Annotated in this window: 17 protein-coding genes and 1 other annotated feature; of the genes, 1 reads left to right on the top strand and 16 read right to left on the bottom strand. The window is 38.9% G+C overall.

What is annotated here, in order from left to right; all coding sequences use genetic code 11:
- Position 1: 1 nt before the first annotated feature.
- The 9 genes from trpA to BR73_RS0114735 all read right to left on the bottom strand — a co-directional run bounded on the left by trpA (position 2) and on the right by BR73_RS0114735 (position 8199).
- Complete coding sequence (trpA, locus tag BR73_RS0114775) at positions 2-778, bottom strand: tryptophan synthase subunit alpha (RefSeq protein WP_033166162.1); 777 nt, start codon at positions 776-778, stop codon at positions 2-4.
- A complete protein-coding gene (gene trpB, locus BR73_RS0114770) occupies positions 771-1955 on the bottom strand; it encodes a tryptophan synthase subunit beta (protein ID WP_033166161.1) in 1185 nt (394 codons plus the stop codon). The genes trpA and trpB overlap by 8 nt, the downstream gene beginning before the upstream one ends.
- Positions 1956-2355: 400 nt before the next feature.
- Positions 2356-2976 carry a phosphoribosylanthranilate isomerase gene (locus BR73_RS29155; RefSeq protein WP_033166160.1) on the bottom strand — a complete coding sequence of 207 codons (621 nt, stop codon included), beginning with the start codon at positions 2974-2976 and terminating at the stop codon, positions 2356-2358.
- Positions 2976-3758 carry an indole-3-glycerol phosphate synthase TrpC gene (trpC, locus tag BR73_RS29150; RefSeq protein ID WP_033166159.1) on the bottom strand — a complete coding sequence of 261 codons (783 nt, stop codon included), beginning with the start codon at positions 3756-3758 and terminating at the stop codon, positions 2976-2978. Before trpC ends, BR73_RS29155 begins: the two co-directional genes overlap by 1 nt.
- Before the next feature lie 17 nt (positions 3759-3775).
- The gene (trpD, locus tag BR73_RS0114755; RefSeq protein ID WP_033166158.1) at positions 3776-4783 is read right to left on the bottom strand and encodes an anthranilate phosphoribosyltransferase; all 1008 of its coding nucleotides are present in this window, start codon (positions 4781-4783) and stop codon (positions 3776-3778) included.
- A gap of 133 nt (positions 4784-4916) precedes the next feature.
- Entirely contained in the window at positions 4917-5546 is a 630-nt protein-coding gene (locus tag BR73_RS0114750) for an aminodeoxychorismate/anthranilate synthase component II (RefSeq protein WP_033166157.1), read from the bottom strand.
- On the bottom strand, positions 5543-7000 hold the full coding sequence (gene trpE, locus BR73_RS0114745) for an anthranilate synthase component I (protein WP_033167472.1): 1458 nt from the start codon (positions 6998-7000) through the stop codon (positions 5543-5545). Before trpE ends, BR73_RS0114750 begins: the two co-directional genes overlap by 4 nt.
- 147 nt (positions 7001-7147) lie before the next feature.
- Positions 7148-7399 (bottom strand) — a binding site (T-box leader).
- Between the two features lie 102 nt (positions 7400-7501).
- Positions 7502-7858, bottom strand: a complete 357-nt coding sequence (locus BR73_RS0114740) for an MmcQ/YjbR family DNA-binding protein (RefSeq protein ID WP_033166156.1) — start codon at positions 7856-7858, stop codon at positions 7502-7504.
- Positions 7855-8199 carry a hypothetical protein gene (locus tag BR73_RS0114735; RefSeq protein WP_033166155.1) on the bottom strand — a complete coding sequence of 115 codons (345 nt, stop codon included), beginning with the start codon at positions 8197-8199 and terminating at the stop codon, positions 7855-7857. The genes BR73_RS0114740 and BR73_RS0114735 overlap by 4 nt, the downstream gene beginning before the upstream one ends.
- A gap of 179 nt (positions 8200-8378) precedes the next feature.
- Between BR73_RS0114735 and BR73_RS0114730 the strand changes: the two genes are divergently transcribed.
- A complete protein-coding gene (locus tag BR73_RS0114730) occupies positions 8379-9656 on the top strand; it encodes a glycoside hydrolase family 5 protein (RefSeq protein WP_033166154.1) in 1278 nt (425 codons plus the stop codon).
- Positions 9657-10240: 584 nt separating this feature from the next.
- Here the strand turns inward: BR73_RS0114730 and BR73_RS0114725 are convergent.
- The 7 genes from BR73_RS0114725 to BR73_RS0114695 all read right to left on the bottom strand — a co-directional run bounded on the left by BR73_RS0114725 (position 10241) and on the right by BR73_RS0114695 (position 19475).
- The gene (locus BR73_RS0114725; RefSeq protein WP_242860680.1) at positions 10241-11329 is read right to left on the bottom strand and encodes a phosphotransferase; all 1089 of its coding nucleotides are present in this window, start codon (positions 11327-11329) and stop codon (positions 10241-10243) included.
- Positions 11319-12287, bottom strand: a complete 969-nt coding sequence (locus BR73_RS0114720; RefSeq protein ID WP_033166153.1) for a GNAT family N-acetyltransferase — start codon at positions 12285-12287, stop codon at positions 11319-11321. Before BR73_RS0114720 ends, BR73_RS0114725 begins: the two co-directional genes overlap by 11 nt.
- 60 nt (positions 12288-12347) lie before the next feature.
- Positions 12348-13409: a ribosome small subunit-dependent GTPase A gene (gene rsgA / locus BR73_RS0114715; RefSeq protein ID WP_033166152.1), complete on the bottom strand. Its 1062-nt coding sequence runs from the start codon at positions 13407-13409 to the stop codon at positions 12348-12350.
- A 548-nt stretch (positions 13410-13957) separates the two neighbouring features.
- Complete coding sequence (locus BR73_RS0114710; RefSeq protein WP_081848668.1) at positions 13958-15154, bottom strand: sugar ABC transporter permease; 1197 nt, start codon at positions 15152-15154, stop codon at positions 13958-13960.
- A 23-nt stretch (positions 15155-15177) separates the two neighbouring features.
- Positions 15178-16704, bottom strand: coding sequence for an ATP-binding cassette domain-containing protein (locus tag BR73_RS0114705; protein WP_033167469.1), 1527 nt, complete (start codon positions 16702-16704; stop codon positions 15178-15180).
- 245 nt (positions 16705-16949) lie between these two features.
- Positions 16950-18059: a sugar-binding protein gene (locus BR73_RS0114700; RefSeq protein WP_033166151.1), complete on the bottom strand. Its 1110-nt coding sequence runs from the start codon at positions 18057-18059 to the stop codon at positions 16950-16952.
- 516 nt (positions 18060-18575) lie between these two features.
- Complete coding sequence (locus BR73_RS0114695) at positions 18576-19475, bottom strand: HAMP domain-containing sensor histidine kinase (RefSeq protein ID WP_033166150.1); 900 nt, start codon at positions 19473-19475, stop codon at positions 18576-18578.
- Positions 19476-19493 lie beyond the last annotated feature (18 nt).

The following is a 19493-nucleotide window of genomic DNA, read 5'->3' as shown; positions in this document are numbered from 1 at the left end:
TTTAAGCTTTCCTCACTGCTTCTTTCATCTCCCTGACATAATCAGCTACAGGTTTTATGCTGTCCTTACCATATTGTGAAATGATTTTCACAATTGCACTGCCAACAATAGCTCCATCAGAGACAGCTGCAAATTCCCTTGCCTGGTCAGGTGTTGAGATTCCAAAGCCTACGGCGCAGGGTGTAGAGGTTACCTCGCGTACCATGGAAATCATGGAGCTGATATCAGTCTTGATTTCCGACCTTACACCTGTTACCCCCATAGAAGAAACACAGTAAATGAAGCCTGTTGCCTGTTCTGCTATCATACGGATTCGGTCATTAGAGGTGGGGGCAATCAGGGAAATCAAATCCACTCCATATTTTAAACAATCCACTTCCAGCTCTTCCTTCTCTTCAAAGGGCAGATCCGGAACAATAATTCCATCTATACCGCATTCCACACACCTTTTAAAGAATCTGTCCTTACCATAGGTATAAATTGGATTGATATAAGTCAGATAAACCAGCGGTACACTTACCTTTCCTCTTACTCCTTTTACCATATCAAAGAGCTTATCCGTGGTACAACCTGCAGATAATGCTCTTTCGTTTGCTTCCTGAATAACTGCGCCTTCCGCAATTGGATCAGAGAAAGGAATTCCAATTTCTATAAGGTCTGCTCCTGCTGCTTCCATTGCAACAATTAATTTTTCTGTGGTTTCCAGGTCAGGATCTCCTCCTGTTACAAAACTGATAAATGCTTTTCCCTGCTTAAATGCATTCTGAATTCTACTCATGAATATTTACCCCCCTGTATCTTGCGATTGCAGCTACATCCTTATCACCACGTCCGGATATATTGATTACTATTATTTTCTCCTTGTCCATTTTCGGTGCTAATTTTCTTGCATAGGCAACAGCATGTGCACTTTCAATGGCAGGAATAATTCCTTCTGTCCGTGACAGATATTCAAAAGCTTTAACCGCCTCTTCATCTGTAACAGGTACATAGGAGGCTCTTCCTGTCTTATAAAGCATGGCATGCTCCGGACCGATTCCAGGATAGTCAAGGCCGGCGGATATGGAGTAAACCGGCGCTATCTGTCCGTCTTCATCCTGACAAAAGATAGACTTCATGCCATGGAAGATCCCTTCCGTACCGTTTGCAATCGTCGCCGCATTCTTAGGGTTGTCAACACCAAGACCGGCAGCCTCACATCCAATGAGCTGAACTTCAGAATCTTCTATGAATTCATAGAAGGCACCCATAGCATTGCTGCCGCCGCCAACACAGGCGATTACCGCATACGGAAGCCTGCCCTCCTTTTCCTTGAGCTGGCTCTTGATCTCCCTGCCTATGATTTTCTGAAAGTCCCTTACTATTGTAGGAAAGGGATGAGGACCCATTACTGAGCCAAGAACATACAGAGTGTCGTCTACCCTTCTGGTCCATTCCCTCATGGTCTCATTTACAGCATCCTTTAAGGTCTGGGTACCGCTGGTCACAGGATGTACCCTGGCTCCTAAGAGTTCCATTCGGTATACATTCAATACCTGTCTGTCCGTGTCTTCCTTGCCCATAAAAATATCACATTCAAGTCCCATAAGTGCTGCTGCCGTTGCTGTTGCCACACCATGCTGCCCGGCTCCTGTTTCTGCAATAACCCTGGTCTTACCCATTTTTTTTGCAAGAAGCACCTGCCCTAATACATTATTGATCTTATGGGAACCGGTATGATTCAAATCCTCTCTTTTCAGATATATCTTTGCACCACCCAGATCTTTTGTCATCTTTTCTGCATAATATAGCCTTGACGGCCTTCCTGCATATTCACGGTATAATGTCTCCAGCTCTGACACATAACCCGGATCATTTTTATAATATTCATAGGCTTTTTCCACCTCTGCTACTGCATTCATAAGAGTTTCCGGAACATACTGACCTCCGAACTCACCAAATCTGCCTTTTTTCATTGTTCTACCCTGATACGCCTTTAACCGTTCGTTGTAACAAAACTAAGGACGCATCTGCCGCTTTTTAAAGCTGTAAACTAAATTGCGGTATCCTTTCTATTTTATTTTCTTTCTGTTATATTTTCTTATATTTTCTTTCTTTTATATTTCATTCTATTACAATTCTTTCAACTACAATTCTTTCAACTAAGCAATTTGTATATAATGAGTTTGCAACTTTATATATACAAACATCAGATACACCTGCTTTTTCTTAAATATATCTTATATACTTTAATACAGTTTCTATTTTCTGTTTTTATTTTTTGTAAGCAATTATGTTCCACTGCTATATTATATCTCTAATTATACTGCCTCTAAATACAATTCTATAGCCCGGTTATTTCTTTAATTTTCAGTTCTACCTGCTTGCCCGTACTGCTGCAATAAATTCCATTACCTTTTTTTCATTTTTATAACCTTTTGTTTCCACTCCGCTGCTAATATCCACACAATAGGGATGCAGCATTTCAATAGCCTTGGTTACATTACAGCTATTCAATCCACCAGCCAGATAAAATCTCCCAAAATCCTCCGGTACTATATTCCAGTCAAAGGTTTTTCCTATACCGCCGTAATGTTCAGCAGAATAAGTATCAAGAAGAAAATAATCTGCCGGTAACTTTCGGCCATTGTTAATATCCTCTTCCTTAGTCGCTCTAAGTGCTTTTATAATTGGTACAGCTTCCTTTATCCTACTTCGCAGAGTATTCATGTAATTCTCATCCTCATCTCCATGAAGTTGAATGCCATTGATTATCTCAGCTTTAACCAAAGCTGCAATTTCCTCAATAGGAGCATTGACAAATACTCCAACAGAAAGAATTCTCTCATCCAACTTACTTTTCAACCTATGAGCTTCTTCCCTTGTGATTTTCCGTTTACTGTCAGCGAATACAAATCCGATGTAATCCGGAAGATATTTATTTACTATCTGAATGTCTTCCTCTCTCCGCAAACCGCAGATCTTAACCTTTGTCATTAGATATCCCCTCTAAGTTCAGCCAGCGCAGCTTTTTTATCGCAGCTTTTCATAAAAGTCTCGCCAATAAGAACACCATTTACACCAGCTTCCTTTAATACTTTCATATCATCAGCGGTCTTAATTCCGCTTTCTGCAACAAAAAGGATATTCTCAGGCACTAGTTTTCTTAGTTTTTCACTGGTTCTGATATCTACCTCAAAGGTCTTTAAATCTCTGTTGTTAACGCCAATAATAGCAGCTCGTGCCTTTACCGCCATAAAAACCTCTGCTTCATCGTGTGCTTCCACCAGCGCAGAAAGCCCCAGTTCACGGCTTAGGTTAAGATATTCTTCCAGTTCTTTCTGACTTAAAATGGCACATATCAACAGGATTGCATCTGCACCAAGGGTTTTCGCCTGATATATCTGGTAGGCATCCACAATAAAATCTTTTCTTAAAAGGGGTATGGATACCACTTTTCTTATTTCAGTTAAGTAATTATCACTGCCAAGAAAAAAATCCGGTTCCGTTAATACTGATATACAGCCTGCACCAGCTTTTTCATATTCTTTTGCAATGTCTGCATAAGGGAAATCTTCTGCCATGACACCTTTAGAAGGGGAGGCTTTTTTCACTTCACAAATAAATGTTATATCCTCTGTTCTTAATGCTGCTTCAAATGGAAAACCGGTATCTACAGGCAGCTTAAGTGCCTCCTTTTGCATCACTTCAAAAGAGACTCTTTCCTTATCCTTTTCTACCCTTATTTTTGTTGCTGCTACAATGTTGTCCAGAATCATATTCCTGTCTCCTCTGTCTAATTGTTTGAGAGGCTTATAAATTCCTCCAGCTGCCTCATTGCCTTACCGCTGTCAATGGTATCTTCCGCCAGCTTCACCGCTTCCTTAAAGCTGATATTATCCTTTACAATATAGATACATGCGGCAGTATTTAAGACTACTGCATCTCGCTTCGGTCCCTTTTCACCTGCCAGAATTGCCTTTGCAATTTCTGCATTTTCTGACGGACCTCCGCCTACCAGGTCCTCTTTTTTACATTTATTTAGTCCGAACTGCTCCGGTTCCAATACATAGGTGGTAAGCTTTCCATCCCTGATTTCACAGCAATAGGTCGGTGCACTTAAGGATATCTCATCTATTCCATCTCTGCCATGTACTACCATCGCCCGTTTCACACCAAGCTTATTTAATACCTGTGCAAGAGGTTCTACCAGCTTCTCATCAAAGACTCCAAGAAGCTGCATATTCGCACCTGCAGGATTGGAAAGCGGTCCTAGAATATTAAAAATTGTGCGTATTCCCAGCTCCCTTCTGACAGGGGCCACATATTTCATAGCAGTATGATAGGTCTGCGCAAACATAAAACAGATTCCGATCTCCGAGAGAATTTCTGCGTTTTTTGCAGGGCTTATCATAATGTTGACCCCCAGGGCTTCTAAAACATCTGCCGCACCGCATTTACTGGAAACACTACGGTTTCCGTGTTTAGCGACCGGTATTCCTGCCGCTGATACTACAAGGGCTGAAGTGGTGGAGATATTAAAGGTAAAGGCTTCATCTCCTCCGGTTCCTACAATCTCCAATACATCCATATTGTGAAGAAGCCTGACACAGTGTTTTCTCATCCCGGCTGCACTTGCAGTAATTTCTTCAATGGTTTCCCCTTTCATACGAAGAGCTGTCAGATAAGCTCCGATGTGGATATCCGATGCTTCACCGCTCATGATTTCATCCATAACACTCTCCGCAGTTTCATAGGGCAGGTCTTCCTTACAGGTTAACTTATAGATTGCTTCCTTGATCATCCTTTCTCCTCCTTAATGGTCTGTTCCTACATTTGCATTAGCCTTTTGTTCCTGTACCTTATATAAACTTAATTTTTCTACATCCGCTGTTTTCACTAATGGTTGCGTATTCGTCAACGACGTAAGGGGTTCATTATATATTCAGAAAATTTTCCATCATTATTCTTCCCTTTGGTGTCAAAACTGATTCCGGATGAAACTGTACTCCGTATATTTCATAATCCCTGTGTTTTACTGCCATAATGTCACCATCAGCTGCATTTGCAATTACTTGCAGTTCTTCTGGCAAAGTCCGCTGCTCTGCTGCCAGAGAATGATACCGTCCCACCAGCACTTCCTCCTCCAGTCCTTGGAATAAGGCACTTTTTGTATCAAGCCTAACCTTGCTCTGCTTGCCATGCATCAGGGTATCAGCATAAGTAATGGTACCCCCAAAAGCTTCACAAATTCCCTGATGACCTAAGCATACACCGAGAATCGGATAAATTCCCTTGAGAGCTCTGACTGCTTCCTCACAGATTCCTGCCTCCATGGGTCTTCCGGGACCGGGAGATAATATGATGTGGCTTGGATGAAGTTCTTTAATATCCTCTATGGTCAGTTCATCATTACGCACTACTTTAATTTCTTCTGCCTCCTGACCCTTTATAACACCCAGATGGTTCATTTGGTTCAATTGAAGGTCTCTTTCCTTTAAAATAGCTCCGATCAATTGAACCAGATTATAAGAAAAACTGTCGTAATTATCAATCAATAGTATCATAGTTCCTGCACCTCCCCTGCTTGTTTGATGGCCTCTATTACTGCTCCTGCTTTATTGGCACATTCTTCATATTCCAGCTCTGGTACACTGTCAGCAACCACTCCTGCTCCCGCCTGGACATATACCATATCGCCTTTTTTAACGGCTGTACGGATAGCAATACATACATCCAGATTACCCGAAAAATCAAGATAACCAATGGCTCCGCCATATACACCTCTGGCCTCAGCTTCCAGTTCATCTATAATCTCACAGGCTCTGAACTTAGGCGCACCGGACAGGGTTCCTGCCGGTAACAGAGCACTGATGGTATCACAGCTATCTTTCTCCTGTCTCAGGGTACCGGTCACTACAGAGGCTATATGCATTACCTTTGAAAACCTGTGTATCTGCATATAATTCTCAACTTTAACGCTGCCGTATTCAGCTATTCGCCCTACATCATTCCTTGCCAGATCTACTAACATATTGTGTTCGGATAATTCTTTTTCATCTGCCAGCAGTTCTCTCTCCAGCCTGTCATCCTCTTCTTTTGTTTTACCCCTTGGCCTGGTACCTGCTACCGGAAAGGTGGTAAGCTTTCCATTCTCCAATTTGATCATAGTTTCCGGTGAGACACCTGCAATCTGTAAATCCTCACTCTGGATAAAATACATATAGGGTGATGGGTTTGTTGTACGAAGGACTCTGTAAGCATTCAAGAGGCTTCCTTTATATTCCGCTTCAAACCTTCTTGATATAACACCCTGAAAAATATCTCCTTCTCTGATATACTGCCTTGTTCTTTCAACCATTTCAAGATATCTCTCTTTTGAGGTATTACACTTGAATTCACCAATGCTTGCCGGTTTTAGCTTAGAAAGCTTTACCGGTGCAAAAATCTTTTCTCTCATATCCTCGATATCAGCAAGGGCTTTTTCGTAGCCATTTTTTCCTTCAGCACTGCGATAATTGGCAATTAGTAAAATCTTTTGTTTTAAATGATCAAAAACAATTACCTTATCAAAGAGTGAAAGATCATAATCATTAAAATCACTTTTCTTTAAGTTCAGTTTTGGTTCTGTATAACCAATCATCTCATAAGAGAAATAGCCGACCAATCCCCCGGTAAAGGTGGGTAACCCTTCAATTCTTGGTGCTTTATACTCCATAAGCAGCTTCCTGAGTGCATCAAATGGCGTTTCTTTCAAAGCTTCAGCAATATTGCCGGTTTTCTTCGTAACAATATTGTTCTTACAAGAAAGACGTATAGATGGATTCTGTCCCAGAAAGGAATATCTTCCGAAGTGTTCTCCACCTTCCACACTCTCTAACAGAAAGTAATTATCGCCTGCCTGTGCCAGTTTTTGCAGAAGAATAATAGGTGTAATCATATCCGAGAGTGTTTCCCTGCAAACAGGTATAATGCTGTAATCCTTCTCATATTGCTCCAGTTCTTCATAAACAGTTTTCATAAACTCCTCCTTCATAAGGTTCCTGATTATTAACAGGTTCCTATACCGATAAGTCCGGTATTTTAAAATAAGGTTCCCAATTACTGCCAGATACAAACCATGTGATTTCAGGAAAAAAGCAATAAAAAAAGCCCTCATCCCTACTCTAAAAGGGACAAAGACTACGCTCTGCGGTACCACCCAAATTGATGCTGTTGCATCCACTCTGTTTGTATACTATCATATACACCTCGTTGATAACGGTTGAGGTTCCCGTTGACGTCTACTTGCAAATATATTCACTGCTTTCGAGCCACCCTCACAAGTCCATTCAGTAATCTCTGCTCTGCCGCTCTTCCACCATTAAGCGACTCTCTGTAAGGCATTTCTTTACTTACTTCTCTTGTTCATCGGTTTATTCGTTTAATTTTCTTAAGTATATTCAATTTGTATCTATTTGTCAATATAATTTTTATACAAAATAATGATAAAAAACAACCTGATAAATCTACATTCATTTACTTATGATTTAGTCTTTTGCTTTTTACTTTTTGGTTTTACCAAATCATAACTTTCTAAAATCATACGCTTAATATCTTCCTCCGGAATTACACCATCCAGAATCAGGGAATTCCAGTGATCCTTGTTCATATGATAAGCCGGAACCACTGACGGCCAGGCATTGCGCCAAAATTCTATCCATTCTGTATCAACTTTTACATTTACCCATATGTTTTCATACCTTTCATATATACAGGCAAACATCTTTTTATTCCCTTTGCACCTCATCACTGTCCAGTTAGAATCATGAAAAGGGTAATCCTCATATACCTCTTCCAATGATTTGCAATATTTGATTACTTCTTCTCTTGTTCTCAATTATGCCTCCCAGTTTTTCTATTAATATATTTATTTCCTATTGCTATCTCATAAATAATCATCATAACAATCCCGCCGAAAAAGAAAGAGAAAGTCATGACCAGACCAGCACTTTTTTCTCCGGTTTTTATTAATAACACTCCCATCATAATCTGAAGAATGCCGTACCCCATTATCAATCTTCCTACAGCTTTATTGTATGCTTTTAAGTCATTTATTTCCTCTTTACCAGGGGCTTTAATATTTGAATAGATGCCTGCGGGTTTCTTACTCTTTCCAGCAATAATACCTAATACTACAAATATTAAGCCAAGAAACCAACAACTAATTGAGATTATCATTTCGTACCTCCTGTATATTCAAATAATTTAGTTACTTTATTATACCACAAAGTTTTAAAAAACGATACCATCATACTTATACTCAACCATATATTTCTCCACGTGGTATATATTGTAAATAATTATTTAACGTGGTATCCTATTTGTAATACTAAATTCAATGGGAGGTTATATAGTAAATGAATAAAGGGAAACTAAAGTTACTTAGCATTATACTGCTAGTCTTGTTGGTGTTATCTGCTTGCGGTAAAAATAATGCAAATACAAATGAAGAGGTTATTTCTACAAGCAATGGCAACTCTAAGAATTCTCCTGCAACCAATACAGTTACTGAGCCCGCAGCAGAGCCTTCAACTGAAGCTACGCCCAGTATTACAGCAGAGGCAGCACCAACAAAAGAAGGAGAAACTCAAGTAACCGGAAGTCCTTCTCCAATACGTGATATTCCTTCCATCAAGCTGGTGAAAGAAATAAAAATTGGCTGGAATCTGGGAAATACAATGGATGCCACCGGCGGATCCGGACTTTCCTCTGAGACTTCCTGGGGTAATCCTAAGACAGACAAAGCCATGATTGATGCGATTAAACAAGGAGGCTTTAACACTCTTAGGATCCCGACTACCTGGGAAAAACATCTTGGAGCAGCACCGGATTATGTCATTGATAATGCCTGGCTTGACAGAGTTCAGGAGATTGTCGATTATGGCATTGAAAATGGCATGTTTGTTATTTTGAACCTTCATCATGAAGAATGGCTTTTCCCTTCTTATGACAATGAAGCTGCAGCAATAGATATTTTGACAAAGGTCTGGAAGCAGATTGCAGGCCGTTTCCAGAACTATGATGAGCATTTAATTTTTGAGGGATTAAATGAGCCACGTCAAAAAGGTACAGCCAATGAGTGGAATGGCGGAGATAAAGAAGGCCAGGAAGTCGTAAATCATTTCAATGAAGCATTTGTTAACACCATCCGCAGTTCAGGAGGCAACAATCCCTTAAGACATCTAATGATCCCCCCATATGCAGCCACCTCTTCTACCTCTGCCTGGGATAACTTTAATTTACCAAAGGACGATAAAATCATAGTGTCCATTCATGCTTATACACCTTATGATTTTGCCTTAAATACTGCCGGAACTTCTAAGTGGAGTCTTAATAACAAATCGGATACTGGTGCGATTACAAGCTTAATGGACAACATAGACCGCTATTTTCTCTCTAAAGGATACCCTGTCATACTCGGAGAATTCGGCGCTGTTAACAAAGACAATCTGGAGCAACGTACAGCCTGGGCAAACTTCTATGTAAAGTCAGCGAATGAAAAGGGTATTCCCTGTATCTGGTGGGATAACGGTGCCGTAAGCGGCAGCGGTGAGCTGTTTGGGTTGCTCAATAGAAGAACACATAGCTTCCATTATCCCGAAATTGTTGAAGCCTTAATGAGTGGTCTGGAATAAACATAACAGAAAGTAACTTCAAGATCAAAACACTTAAAGAATAGCAAAACACTTAAAGAATAGTAAAACACTTAAAGAATAGTAAAATACTTAAAGAATAGTAAAATACTTAAAGATAAGCAAGACATTTAAAGAGTAGCAAAACACTTAAAGAGTAGCAAAGCACTTAAAGATAAGCAAGACATTTAAAGAATAGCAAAACACTTAAAGATAAGCAAACGCAGAAATCCTCAGCTATATCACATGAGATATTCCATATTAATTATATTAGCAGATGTATTAGAAAAAGTAACATCAGAATTTCCTTATTAATAACTTTCATTAGAGCTAATCCTCAGAAAGAACTTATTCAAAAATAACAGACAAAAATAGCAAAAATAGCAGAATACACTTTGTAGTAATAAAAGGTGGAATAACAAAATCAAATTCCACCTTTTACCATTTCATTAATGTAATTTTTCGATTAGTTTCATTTTCTTTGCAATTATTCTTTTATGCTTTTTCATCTTAAACTATTTATTAGTTATGCTTTTTATGCTATTTATTCGTTACGCTATTTATTCGTTAAGCTATTTGTTTGTATTCTATTTATTCTTAATGCCATTTATTCCTTCCTCATACTCAAAGGGTTCTTCACAGGAATAAATTTCATCGAAAAATCCCCGGTAGAGAATATCTTCTTCCATGCATTTGATATCATAAGCCAACAATTCATCAATTTTTAACTCTTCCTCCTGGTACAGCAGCACCTCAAAAGTATCAATTATACCTTCGATAAGTGTAACCTGTATAAACAAAGGCAATTTATCCAACATAGAATCTTCTATTTGCATCTCTGAACGATAGCCTCTGAGAACTGTTTCAAAATATTCGGCCATAAATTTCTTGCGCTTACTTACCTCCGGTTCAAATTGCACCCAACCTACTCCATGTACCCAGAGATTAGCAAGTTCGTACATATACCAGCAGTAACAGGAATTATCAAAATCATAAACAGTTATATTCCCCGTATTGTAATCTATCATAAAATTACCATCACTGTAGTCAAAATGTACCATACCAAAAGTCTCATGGCTCTGGTCCAATTCTTCCAAAGTCTTCAGATATCCCGTCATCTTCTCTTTTAGCAAAGTATAAGAGTCGGGTATGAGTTTATTGATATAATCAGCATTGTATTTATCGAAGAAGCTATACCGTCTATGAACAGGAGTATAATCCATTGATAATTGATGCAGCTTTCCAAGCACCTTACCGCAGTTGTAAAAATATTCACTTAGAGGAACCCCTTCTCTGTACTGATAATTATTGTCTGCCAGCTGCATTCCCTTTGCTTTAGCAAACAGGCTTACATAAAAGGTATGACCCTTGACAGTAATCTCTTCCACAAGATTCCCTTTTTCTGAACTAAGTACATTCGAGACACTGCCCCCATTTTCAAATAGATATCTGATATATTCTGTTTCCCCTAATATATCCTTAAGGCTTCTGTCCTTTAAATATATGATTCTGATAATTTTAGCCTCTCCAGCTTCGATCTCACAGTTGTATGCGATATTTCTGCCTCCAACATGTGCTTTAATATGTGTAATTTCATATCCCTCCAAACCATATCTCTCAATTATTAAGGGAAGCAAATCAGCAGCGTAGGTTCTAATAACTTCATTATAGGTCATAATATCCCTCTTTTCTCTTAGTTAATATTTTCTCATCAATCCTTCGTGTAACGCTGTTGGTATAGGGTTTAAAGTACTTGTTCCAAAACCTGTAAGCAGTGGGATTAAAACTTTCATAATCCACTCCAAGCTGCTGATAACCTTCCCTGGCAAACTCCTCCATCACGGCATTTAACAAGTTCTGAATAATTCCCTCACCTCGTCTTTTCGGCAGACAATATGCACCGCAAATACTCATCATATCAGTATTCTCAGTAACAAAATTCTCTCCCCCATGCATCACTTCAATATATGCAATGATTTCCTCTTCCTCAAACCCAGCATATATTATCGAATTTCTCATTTCAGCTCTTGAAAGCCAACTTTGAAATTCTTGCTCTGATGAATAAAGGAAGCAGGGACTTTCACTTAAATGAATAGACAGTTGTTCCCGTAAAGGTCTGATTTTAGGAATGTCTCCTTGTTCTAACCGCTTAATTGTTATTTTGGTACTTTGAATGTCTGCTATTTTTTCCATATTTCTGATTGCATCTATGCATCTTAAACCAAAACCATAGGTGAAAAATGCTTTTTTTACCTGCTCATCATGAGCATAAAGTGAAATTGTATGATAAGTAATATCCTGCTTTATCCAATTTTCTGCTGCCTTTTGATATAGCAAACGGTAAATCAGTTCTTTATCACCTCCCAATGCACCATGGCCATGGAGAGGTGAAAAGATTCCCCTTGCTTTTGTTCCAAAAGCATTCTCCCAAGGCTCATAACAGCAAAGAAATCCAAGCAGACGCTCACCTTCTAAAGCTGCCACACCCAGGTTATTGTCTGCCAAATCTGACAAGTCCGGAATAATAGTATTCTCCGGAAGACTTAAAACGAATTGCCTTTCCTCTTTGTAATTCTGTTTTACCAGGCTCATTGCCTGTTCTAAATACTTATTTGTAAAATTTGTAAGAATCATTTTGTAATAACCTCCATAAGCGGTTTAGCGCTCCAATCAAAAAAATAAATTGCCTTATTTTCACACTCCCCCTTTTTTCTTCTGCCGTTCTCTTATCTTAATAGCTACATGCTGCTGATCTTTCTTTCGCAAATAGGCTGCTTTATTATCAACAAAGGCAGTTTCTTTTGTTAAGGACTGATAGCTTGCCCAACGCTCCTTGGTCAGAGCTCCGTTCTTCATTGCTGCTTTTATCGCGCAACCAGGTTCACTTTGATGCTTACAATCTGAAAATCTGCATTGTCCTACGTATTGTTCTACATCCGAAAAGCTTTCGCTTAACCCTTCGGAAACATTCCACATACCAAGTTCACGCATACCGGGAGTATCAATAATAATCACGCCGCTGTCCAATCTGATCAACTGACGGTGGGTAGTTGTGTGTCTTCCTTTGCTGTCATCTTCACGAATTTCATTAACGGACATCACCTCTTTGCCCGCTAACACATTGACAAGACTTGATTTTCCAACACCGGAAGATCCTAGAAATACAATGGTCTTACCTTTCTCAAGATAATCTGTAAGTCCCTCTATTCCGTATCCAGTTTTGGCACTGACTGCGTGAACCTCTACCCTTGGAGCAGTTTTTCTGGCTAAAGCTAGGTAATCTGAAAAGTCTTCTGCCAGATCTGCCTTTGTCAGAACTACAACAGGCTTTGCCCCTGACTGCCATGCCTGGGTTAAATATCTCTCCAATCGTTTAGGATTCAGATCGTGGTTAAGAGATTGCATGATAAATACATAGTCAAAATTAGCAGCTACCGTCTGCTCTTTAATGGTTTTTACATATCCTGCAGCATGCCCAGAGAAATCATTTCTGGAAAACTTTGAAATGCGTTTTAAGGTCTTTAAGATAAGACTGTCTCCCAGCTTATTGTACTGAATCTCTACAAAATCACCTGTGGTAGGGAATTCCTCCGTGCAATTATTGTAATAGACACTGGCTTTTAGTTTTGCAAAGCATTCGCCCTGCTCCGTAATAAGGGTATAACTTTCTTTATGCACAGCAGTAACTCTTGCATAAATCCCCTGTGAGTTCGCTAAATAATATTCCGGCATAAAGCCGTAGTCTGTTAACTTCATATTTCCTCCGATAATGGTTTGTACTGTTTGTTTCGTTGTTAAAGTAATCGTAACTATCACTCCTTTCTGTTAAAAAAAGGCGCAAAAATACCGCAGCAAGCAGCCGTTCATGGCTGATACTGCGGTTGATCTGGCAAAATTGCATAAAAATAACACACCCTAAAGTGTGCTGACATCATTGCATATATTGCGAAACAAAAGCTTCAGTGTTCACGAAAGGTTACTTTTTGGCACACTGAAAAAAAGGGTACATTCCCTATGCAATCAGCGCTGCGCCCATATTCAGTTTTATATTACAGATACCTCAGATAAAGTATTCTTTTTCATTTAATAAACTCCTTTCGTTTCTGAAAAACAGAATTAATAAACATATATTACCATGCTTTTCGTAATAATTCAACTCCAATTTTATATTGATACGACTTTTTATATTGAAATATATACTTTTATATCAATACTTAAGAAATTAAATATAAGTTCCTGCTTGTGGCAATTCTACAATTAGGCATGCCACAAGCCAGGAACTTATTCGTTTCGTCCATTAAAACTTATTTTCTTTTACCTCTTGTTCTTACATCAAAAGCTACCGCAATGATAAAGATGACACCTTTAACAATATACTGGAACGATACATCCACACCCATAAGGTTCATACCGTTGGTCAGGGACATGATTACAAGTGCACCGATTATTGTATTGGTAACTCTTCCGATACCTCCGTTTACAGAAACACCGCCGATGTAGGAAGATGCAATGGCATCCAGCTCGAAGCCTAGTCCCGCCTGAGGAGAAGCGGAGGAAAGCCTTGAAGTATACAGGATTCCTGCAAGTGCTGCAAGCATACTCATGGAAGCAAAGGCAAAGAAAGTAATCTTCTTAACATTTACACCTGAAAGCTCTGCCGCTTCAGCATTACCGCCGATTCCATAAATATATCTGCCGAGTTTCGTCTTATTTAACATAAAGTTATAGATAACCAGAACAATTCCAACGATTACAGCGGTCCAGGGAATACCTTTATAGCCTGCTAACATGGTAACTATAACAATAATGATAATTGAAATAAACACGATCTTTGATAAAAATATTGGAGTGGAGCTTACTTCAAAATTGTATTTCTGCATATTGTTTCTGGCTTTAATCTGGCTGTAGGTCATAAGCACAACAGCAGCAATACCGATTATAATGGTTAGGATATGAATACTTCCACCAGATATAATGTCCGGAATGAAACCGTTTGATAAAGCCTTAAAGGTCGGATCATCAACAATAATGGTTCCTGTGCCTTGGGTTACTAATGACAGAAGTCCTCTAAAGATGAACATACCTGCTAAAGTAGTTACGAAAGCTGGAACACCAATTTTTGCAACCAGAAAGCCCTGGTAGATGCCGACTGCAATACCAAGACATAGGATGATTGGTATTACTACCCAGACGTTTAATCCGCTCTTCATTAGAATTGCAGCAACTGCTCCCAAAAATCCGGCAACATAACCTACTGACAAATCTATATGCTTAATAATAAGAATAATAGTCATACCAATAGCAAGCACTGCCACATAACCCGTCTGATTAATAAGATCCGTTAAATTTCTGGAGGACAGGAACAAACCATTCGTCCTGAATCCAAAAAAGATGAAGATTACCACCAAAGCAATATACATTGCATAATCTCTTACATTGCTTTTGAGCATGGTTCCTATCTCACTGCCCAGGGATATCTTTGTCTTTGTGTTTTCTTTCATACGTATACCTCCTTTACCCCTCTTTATACTCTTGTGGCCATTGCCATGACTTTTTGCTCAGTTGCTTCTTCTGCAGTGACTTCCCCTGTTATGGTTCCTTCAGACATAACATAGATTCTGTCACTCATACCGAGTACCTCAAGAAGCTCAGAAGAAATCATGATAATACTCATACCCTGTTCTACCAGTCGATTCATTAAGGAATAAATCTCAAATTTTGCACCTACGTCAATTCCTCTGGTAGGCTCATCCAGTATCAATACTTTAGGACCGACAAAAAGCCATTTTGCCAGGGATACTTTCTGTTGATTTCCACCGCTTAGATTTCCTACAATCTGTTTGATTGATGGAGCCTTTATACCAATGGATTTCTTAAAATCATTTGCAACGTTGATTTCTTCGTTTTCGTTAATAACCAGACCCTCTGTCAGCTTTCCGAGGTTGGCTATGGTGGTGTTGTATTTAATGTCCTGGATCAGTACAAGACCGTTGCCTTTTCTGTCCTCTGTAACATAGGCAATTCCTGCATCCATGGCAGCTTTGGGGTGGTTTAAACGCTTCTCGGCTCCGTTTATTTTAATTTGACCATTTGTTATCTTATAACCTGGTGTATTACCAAAGACACTTAAGGCGAACTCCGTTCTTCCTGCACCCATAAGGCCTGCAATACCTACAATTTCACCCTTACGAACATTTATATTAACATCATGGAGAATTTCCCTGTCTGATTCCGGATCATATACCGTCCAGTTCTTTACCTCCAGGCATACCTCACCGTCCTGGTACTTTTCCCTTTTCGGATAGATATTTTCGATTTCTCTTCCCACCATATACTTGATGATTTCCTGTTCTGTAATCTTCTGTTCTTTCGCATCCATGGAACAGATAGTGGAGCCATCTCTTAAAACAGTAACCGTGTCGGCTATGGAAACAATCTCTTTTAATTTGTGGGATATCATAATGCTTGTTACCCCCTGCTCTTTTAATTCTCTTAAAAGATCCAGCAGGTTGGCACTGTCATCCTCATTTAAAGCAGCTGTAGGTTCATCCAGAATTAGAAGCTTTACATTTTTACTCAAGGCTTTGGCGATCTCCACCAATTGCCTGTTACCTACGCCCAGATCCTTGATTTTTGTGGAAGGATTGATATTCAGTCTTACTTTCTTCAGCATTTTTGCTGCTTCAACGATGGTCTGGTTCCAATTAATGACCTTACCTTCCATTATTTCGTGACCAAAATAAATGTTCTCGTACACACTAAGTTCAGGAATCAACGCCAATTCCTGATAAATAATGGCTATTCCTGCACTTTCACTGTCTGCTATTGATTTAAACTGCACTGTTTCATTGTTATAAACTATATCACCGCCATAGGTGCCGTAAGGGTATACCCCTGATAATACCTTCATGAGGGTGGACTTGCCGGCTCCGTTTTCACCGACAAGGCAATGAATCTCACCGCGCTGCACTTTGAAATTCACATTGCTCAAAGCTTTCACACCGGGAAACTCCTTGACAATATTCCGCATTTCTAAAATATAGTCACTCATTTTTTCACCCATCTTTCTGTTCTGATTTTCGTTCTGGTTGTTGCTTCTTCTATATCTTCTTTTAATTCCTTATTTATGCTACAAATTTATGTTGGACTGGTTGAAAATAGTGATTTGCCTTTGTATTAACGCCGTATCACTTGACCAGTAATAAACTCAGTCAATAAAATACCGGTAAAAGGAAGGGTGTATAATTTACATTAAGGTCTTTTTATACTGCCATGCCTTTTACCGGTTAAATCAGATTATTTTAATCCTGTAAAATCAGACTCTTTATAATATCCGGAATCGATTAATGCTTCTTTTACATTATCCTTTGTAACAACGATGATAGGTGTCTGTTTTGCTTTTACATCAACTTTCTCATTGTTATAAGTTGAATCTGTCTGAGGCTCTTTACCTTCCATAACTGTGATTGCCATACCCATAGCATCACTGGCAAGTGTACGTGTATCTTTAAATACTGTCATGGACTGCTTTCCATCGATTACATACTGTACGGATGCTTTTTCACTATCCTGACCTGTAATGAAATATTCAGAAACATCGGAATCAGCTGCGAAAACATCTGCGATGGAACGTGCTGTACCGTCATTAGGAGCTAAAACGTAACATTTTCCTTTATCTGCTGCACTTACTGCTGTTAAATGTGCTTCAGCCTTGGATTTTGCTTCATTGAAATCCCAGTTCGTGGTTACCTGTCCGATAATAGCAGCCAGCTGATCACGGGTAAGTTCTTTGCTGCCCTGAACTCCGGTTGCTTCAGCGGAATTCTTTATAACGAAGGTTCCGTCAGCGATCTTAGGCTGTAAAATGTTCCATGCACCCTGGAAGAAAAGGAATGCGTTGTTATCTGTAGCTGCTCCTGCATACAGGTAAAGGGGGTTACCCTGACCGGTAGCATTATCAGCTAAATACTTACCCATTGCTTCACCTACTGCAACACTGTCAAAGGTTACATAATAATCAACTGCATCTGTTCCTGTAATTAATCTGTCATATGCGATTACAGTTACGCCTGCTGCTTTTGCTGCTTCTACACTGGCAGCAGCTGCTGCACCGTCATGTGCACAGATGATCAATACTTTGATTCCTTTAGCTATTAAGGTTTCAACATTTGTTTTCTCATTTGCTGAAGATCCCTGGCTGAATAATACTTCTACTGAATAGTTTGTATCTTTGATAACAGACTCGAATTTCTCCTTATCCTGAAGCCATCTTGGTTCATCCTTGGTAGGAAGAACGATTCCTACGTCTACTTTTCCTTTACCGCTTGTACTTGTGCTGCCCCCGCTGCATCCTGCCAGTGAAAATACCATCACCATACAAAGAAGTACTGCCAACATTTTTTTCATAAATACAATCCGCCCTTCTAATATTATATAGTTTTAGCAATTGCATCCCGCACTCACTTTTTGCGGTGTGCTCTGCCGTTTCGTTACACCTATATGTTACAATATACAAATATTTTTAACAATGAACTGTATTGTTGTATATTATTACTATATTGCGGTATTGTTTTGTTTTAAAAGGATGAATGATATTATTTTGCTTTCCTATTTTTTATTGAGCAAAATTTTACTATTACCCTTTTTCAAAATTAGATAATAAACAAAAGTAAGCGCTGGAACTAGCAAGAATTATAAAATATAATATTAGAGTCATATAGAATTGTAAAAATTTCAGAAGTAATTAAAAAAAACAACTCCTTCAACTAAAAAGTAAGAAAAGAGTTGTTCATGCATTTATTTTCATCATGCTCTGGTTTTATTTATAAACATTCAAAATGAGCCTTTTATTTCGGGGTACATTTTAGATATAGAATACTGCCGTCACTACAACGACAGTTTTGTTTTACCATTAGTAATTTGTCATTTTATAAACCAGCTAAGTTCCACAACAAAATACTCTCCTTCAAACCTGGCTTCGATGGACCCTTTCATCTTCTCAACCAAAAGCTTAGTTATGGTCAGTCCCAAGCCAGTGCTATGATTACTCCGTGACTGATCTCCCGTATAAAAACGTTCAAATATATTCCTCAGCTCATTTTCTGTCAGTTTGTTCTTATCATTTATAAACTTGATGACACACTGGTTCTCTCTGATAAACTGTTTCAGTATGAACTTCTCATCCCCATATTTTAGCGCGTTCTGTATAAGATTATTTAACACTCTTCCAAACTGAATCCTGTCAGCAATAATATAAGTGTCCATCTCCCCAAGCTCGACAGATACCTCCATGTGTTTTTTATCAAACTCATGATAATAGGCTACTAGGGTATCCGTAAGCATTCCTTTGACTTTTATAACCTCCGGTTCCATTGGATAATCATTGGCTTCCAAACGGGAAATTTCATAAAAATTCTCAATAAATCCCTGTAACAGCCGTGCTCTGTTTCTGATAATTCCAAGATACTCTTCCTGCTCCTTTAGGGAAGCACTGTCCTGGACTAAATCCAGATAACCCAGTATTGAAGTAAGTGGTGTTCTTAAGTCATGGGAGATGTTCTCAATCTCCTGCCGTATTTTCGTCTCGTTAAGCTGGTAAACTATTCTTTCCTTCTGCCTTGCTGTATATATGGTATTGATTTTAAAGAAAAGCTTTTCAAGTCTTGGAATCGTTGGTATTCCTTTTAATTGTCTGTTTCTCTCAGGGTTCTTCTCTATCTCATCCATTTGATTTGCCGCTTCGGATAAGGCCTTAAACAGTAAGAAAAGGTAAGCAATAAGAAAAATTATGATAAATACTAAAACCATTAAAATATAATTCAATTTGCTTACCTCCGTTCT

The organism is Clostridium sp. KNHs205 (genome assembly GCF_000702945.1).
Classification (GTDB): Bacteria; Bacillota; Clostridia; order Lachnospirales; family Lachnospiraceae; genus Anaerocolumna.
The sequence above is the reverse complement of the archived record's forward strand: the minus strand, read 5'-3'. Positions and strand labels throughout refer to the sequence as shown.

Coding starts and splice junctions, on each gene's coding strand:
- trpA (WP_033166162.1), bottom strand. CDS start 778: ATGAGTAGAATTCAGAATGCATTTAAGCAGGGAAAAGCATTTATCAGT.
- trpB (WP_033166161.1), bottom strand. CDS start 1,955: ATGAAAAAAGGCAGATTTGGTGAGTTCGGAGGTCAGTATGTTCCGGAA.
- BR73_RS29155 (WP_033166160.1), bottom strand. CDS start 2,976: ATGACAAAGGTTAAGATCTGCGGTTTGCGGAGAGAGGAAGACATTCAG.
- trpC (WP_033166159.1), bottom strand. CDS start 3,758: ATGATTCTGGACAACATTGTAGCAGCAACAAAAATAAGGGTAGAAAAG.
- trpD (WP_033166158.1), bottom strand. CDS start 4,783: ATGATCAAGGAAGCAATCTATAAGTTAACCTGTAAGGAAGACCTGCCC.
- BR73_RS0114750 (WP_033166157.1), bottom strand. CDS start 5,546: ATGATACTATTGATTGATAATTACGACAGTTTTTCTTATAATCTGGTT.
- trpE (WP_033167472.1), bottom strand. CDS start 7,000: ATGAAAACTGTTTATGAAGAACTGGAGCAATATGAGAAGGATTACAGC.
- BR73_RS0114735 (WP_033166155.1), bottom strand. CDS start 8,199: ATGATAATCTCAATTAGTTGTTGGTTTCTTGGCTTAATATTTGTAGTA.
- BR73_RS0114730 (WP_033166154.1), top strand. CDS start 8,379: ATGAATAAAGGGAAACTAAAGTTACTTAGCATTATACTGCTAGTCTTG.
- BR73_RS0114725 (WP_242860680.1), bottom strand. CDS start 11,329: ATGACCTATAATGAAGTTATTAGAACCTACGCTGCTGATTTGCTTCCC.
- BR73_RS0114720 (WP_033166153.1), bottom strand. CDS start 12,287: ATGATTCTTACAAATTTTACAAATAAGTATTTAGAACAGGCAATGAGC.
- rsgA (WP_033166152.1), bottom strand. CDS start 13,409: ATGAAGTTAACAGACTACGGCTTTATGCCGGAATATTATTTAGCGAAC.
- BR73_RS0114710 (WP_081848668.1), bottom strand. CDS start 15,154: ATGAAAGAAAACACAAAGACAAAGATATCCCTGGGCAGTGAGATAGGA.
- BR73_RS0114705 (WP_033167469.1), bottom strand. CDS start 16,704: ATGAGTGACTATATTTTAGAAATGCGGAATATTGTCAAGGAGTTTCCC.
- BR73_RS0114700 (WP_033166151.1), bottom strand. CDS start 18,059: ATGAAAAAAATGTTGGCAGTACTTCTTTGTATGGTGATGGTATTTTCA.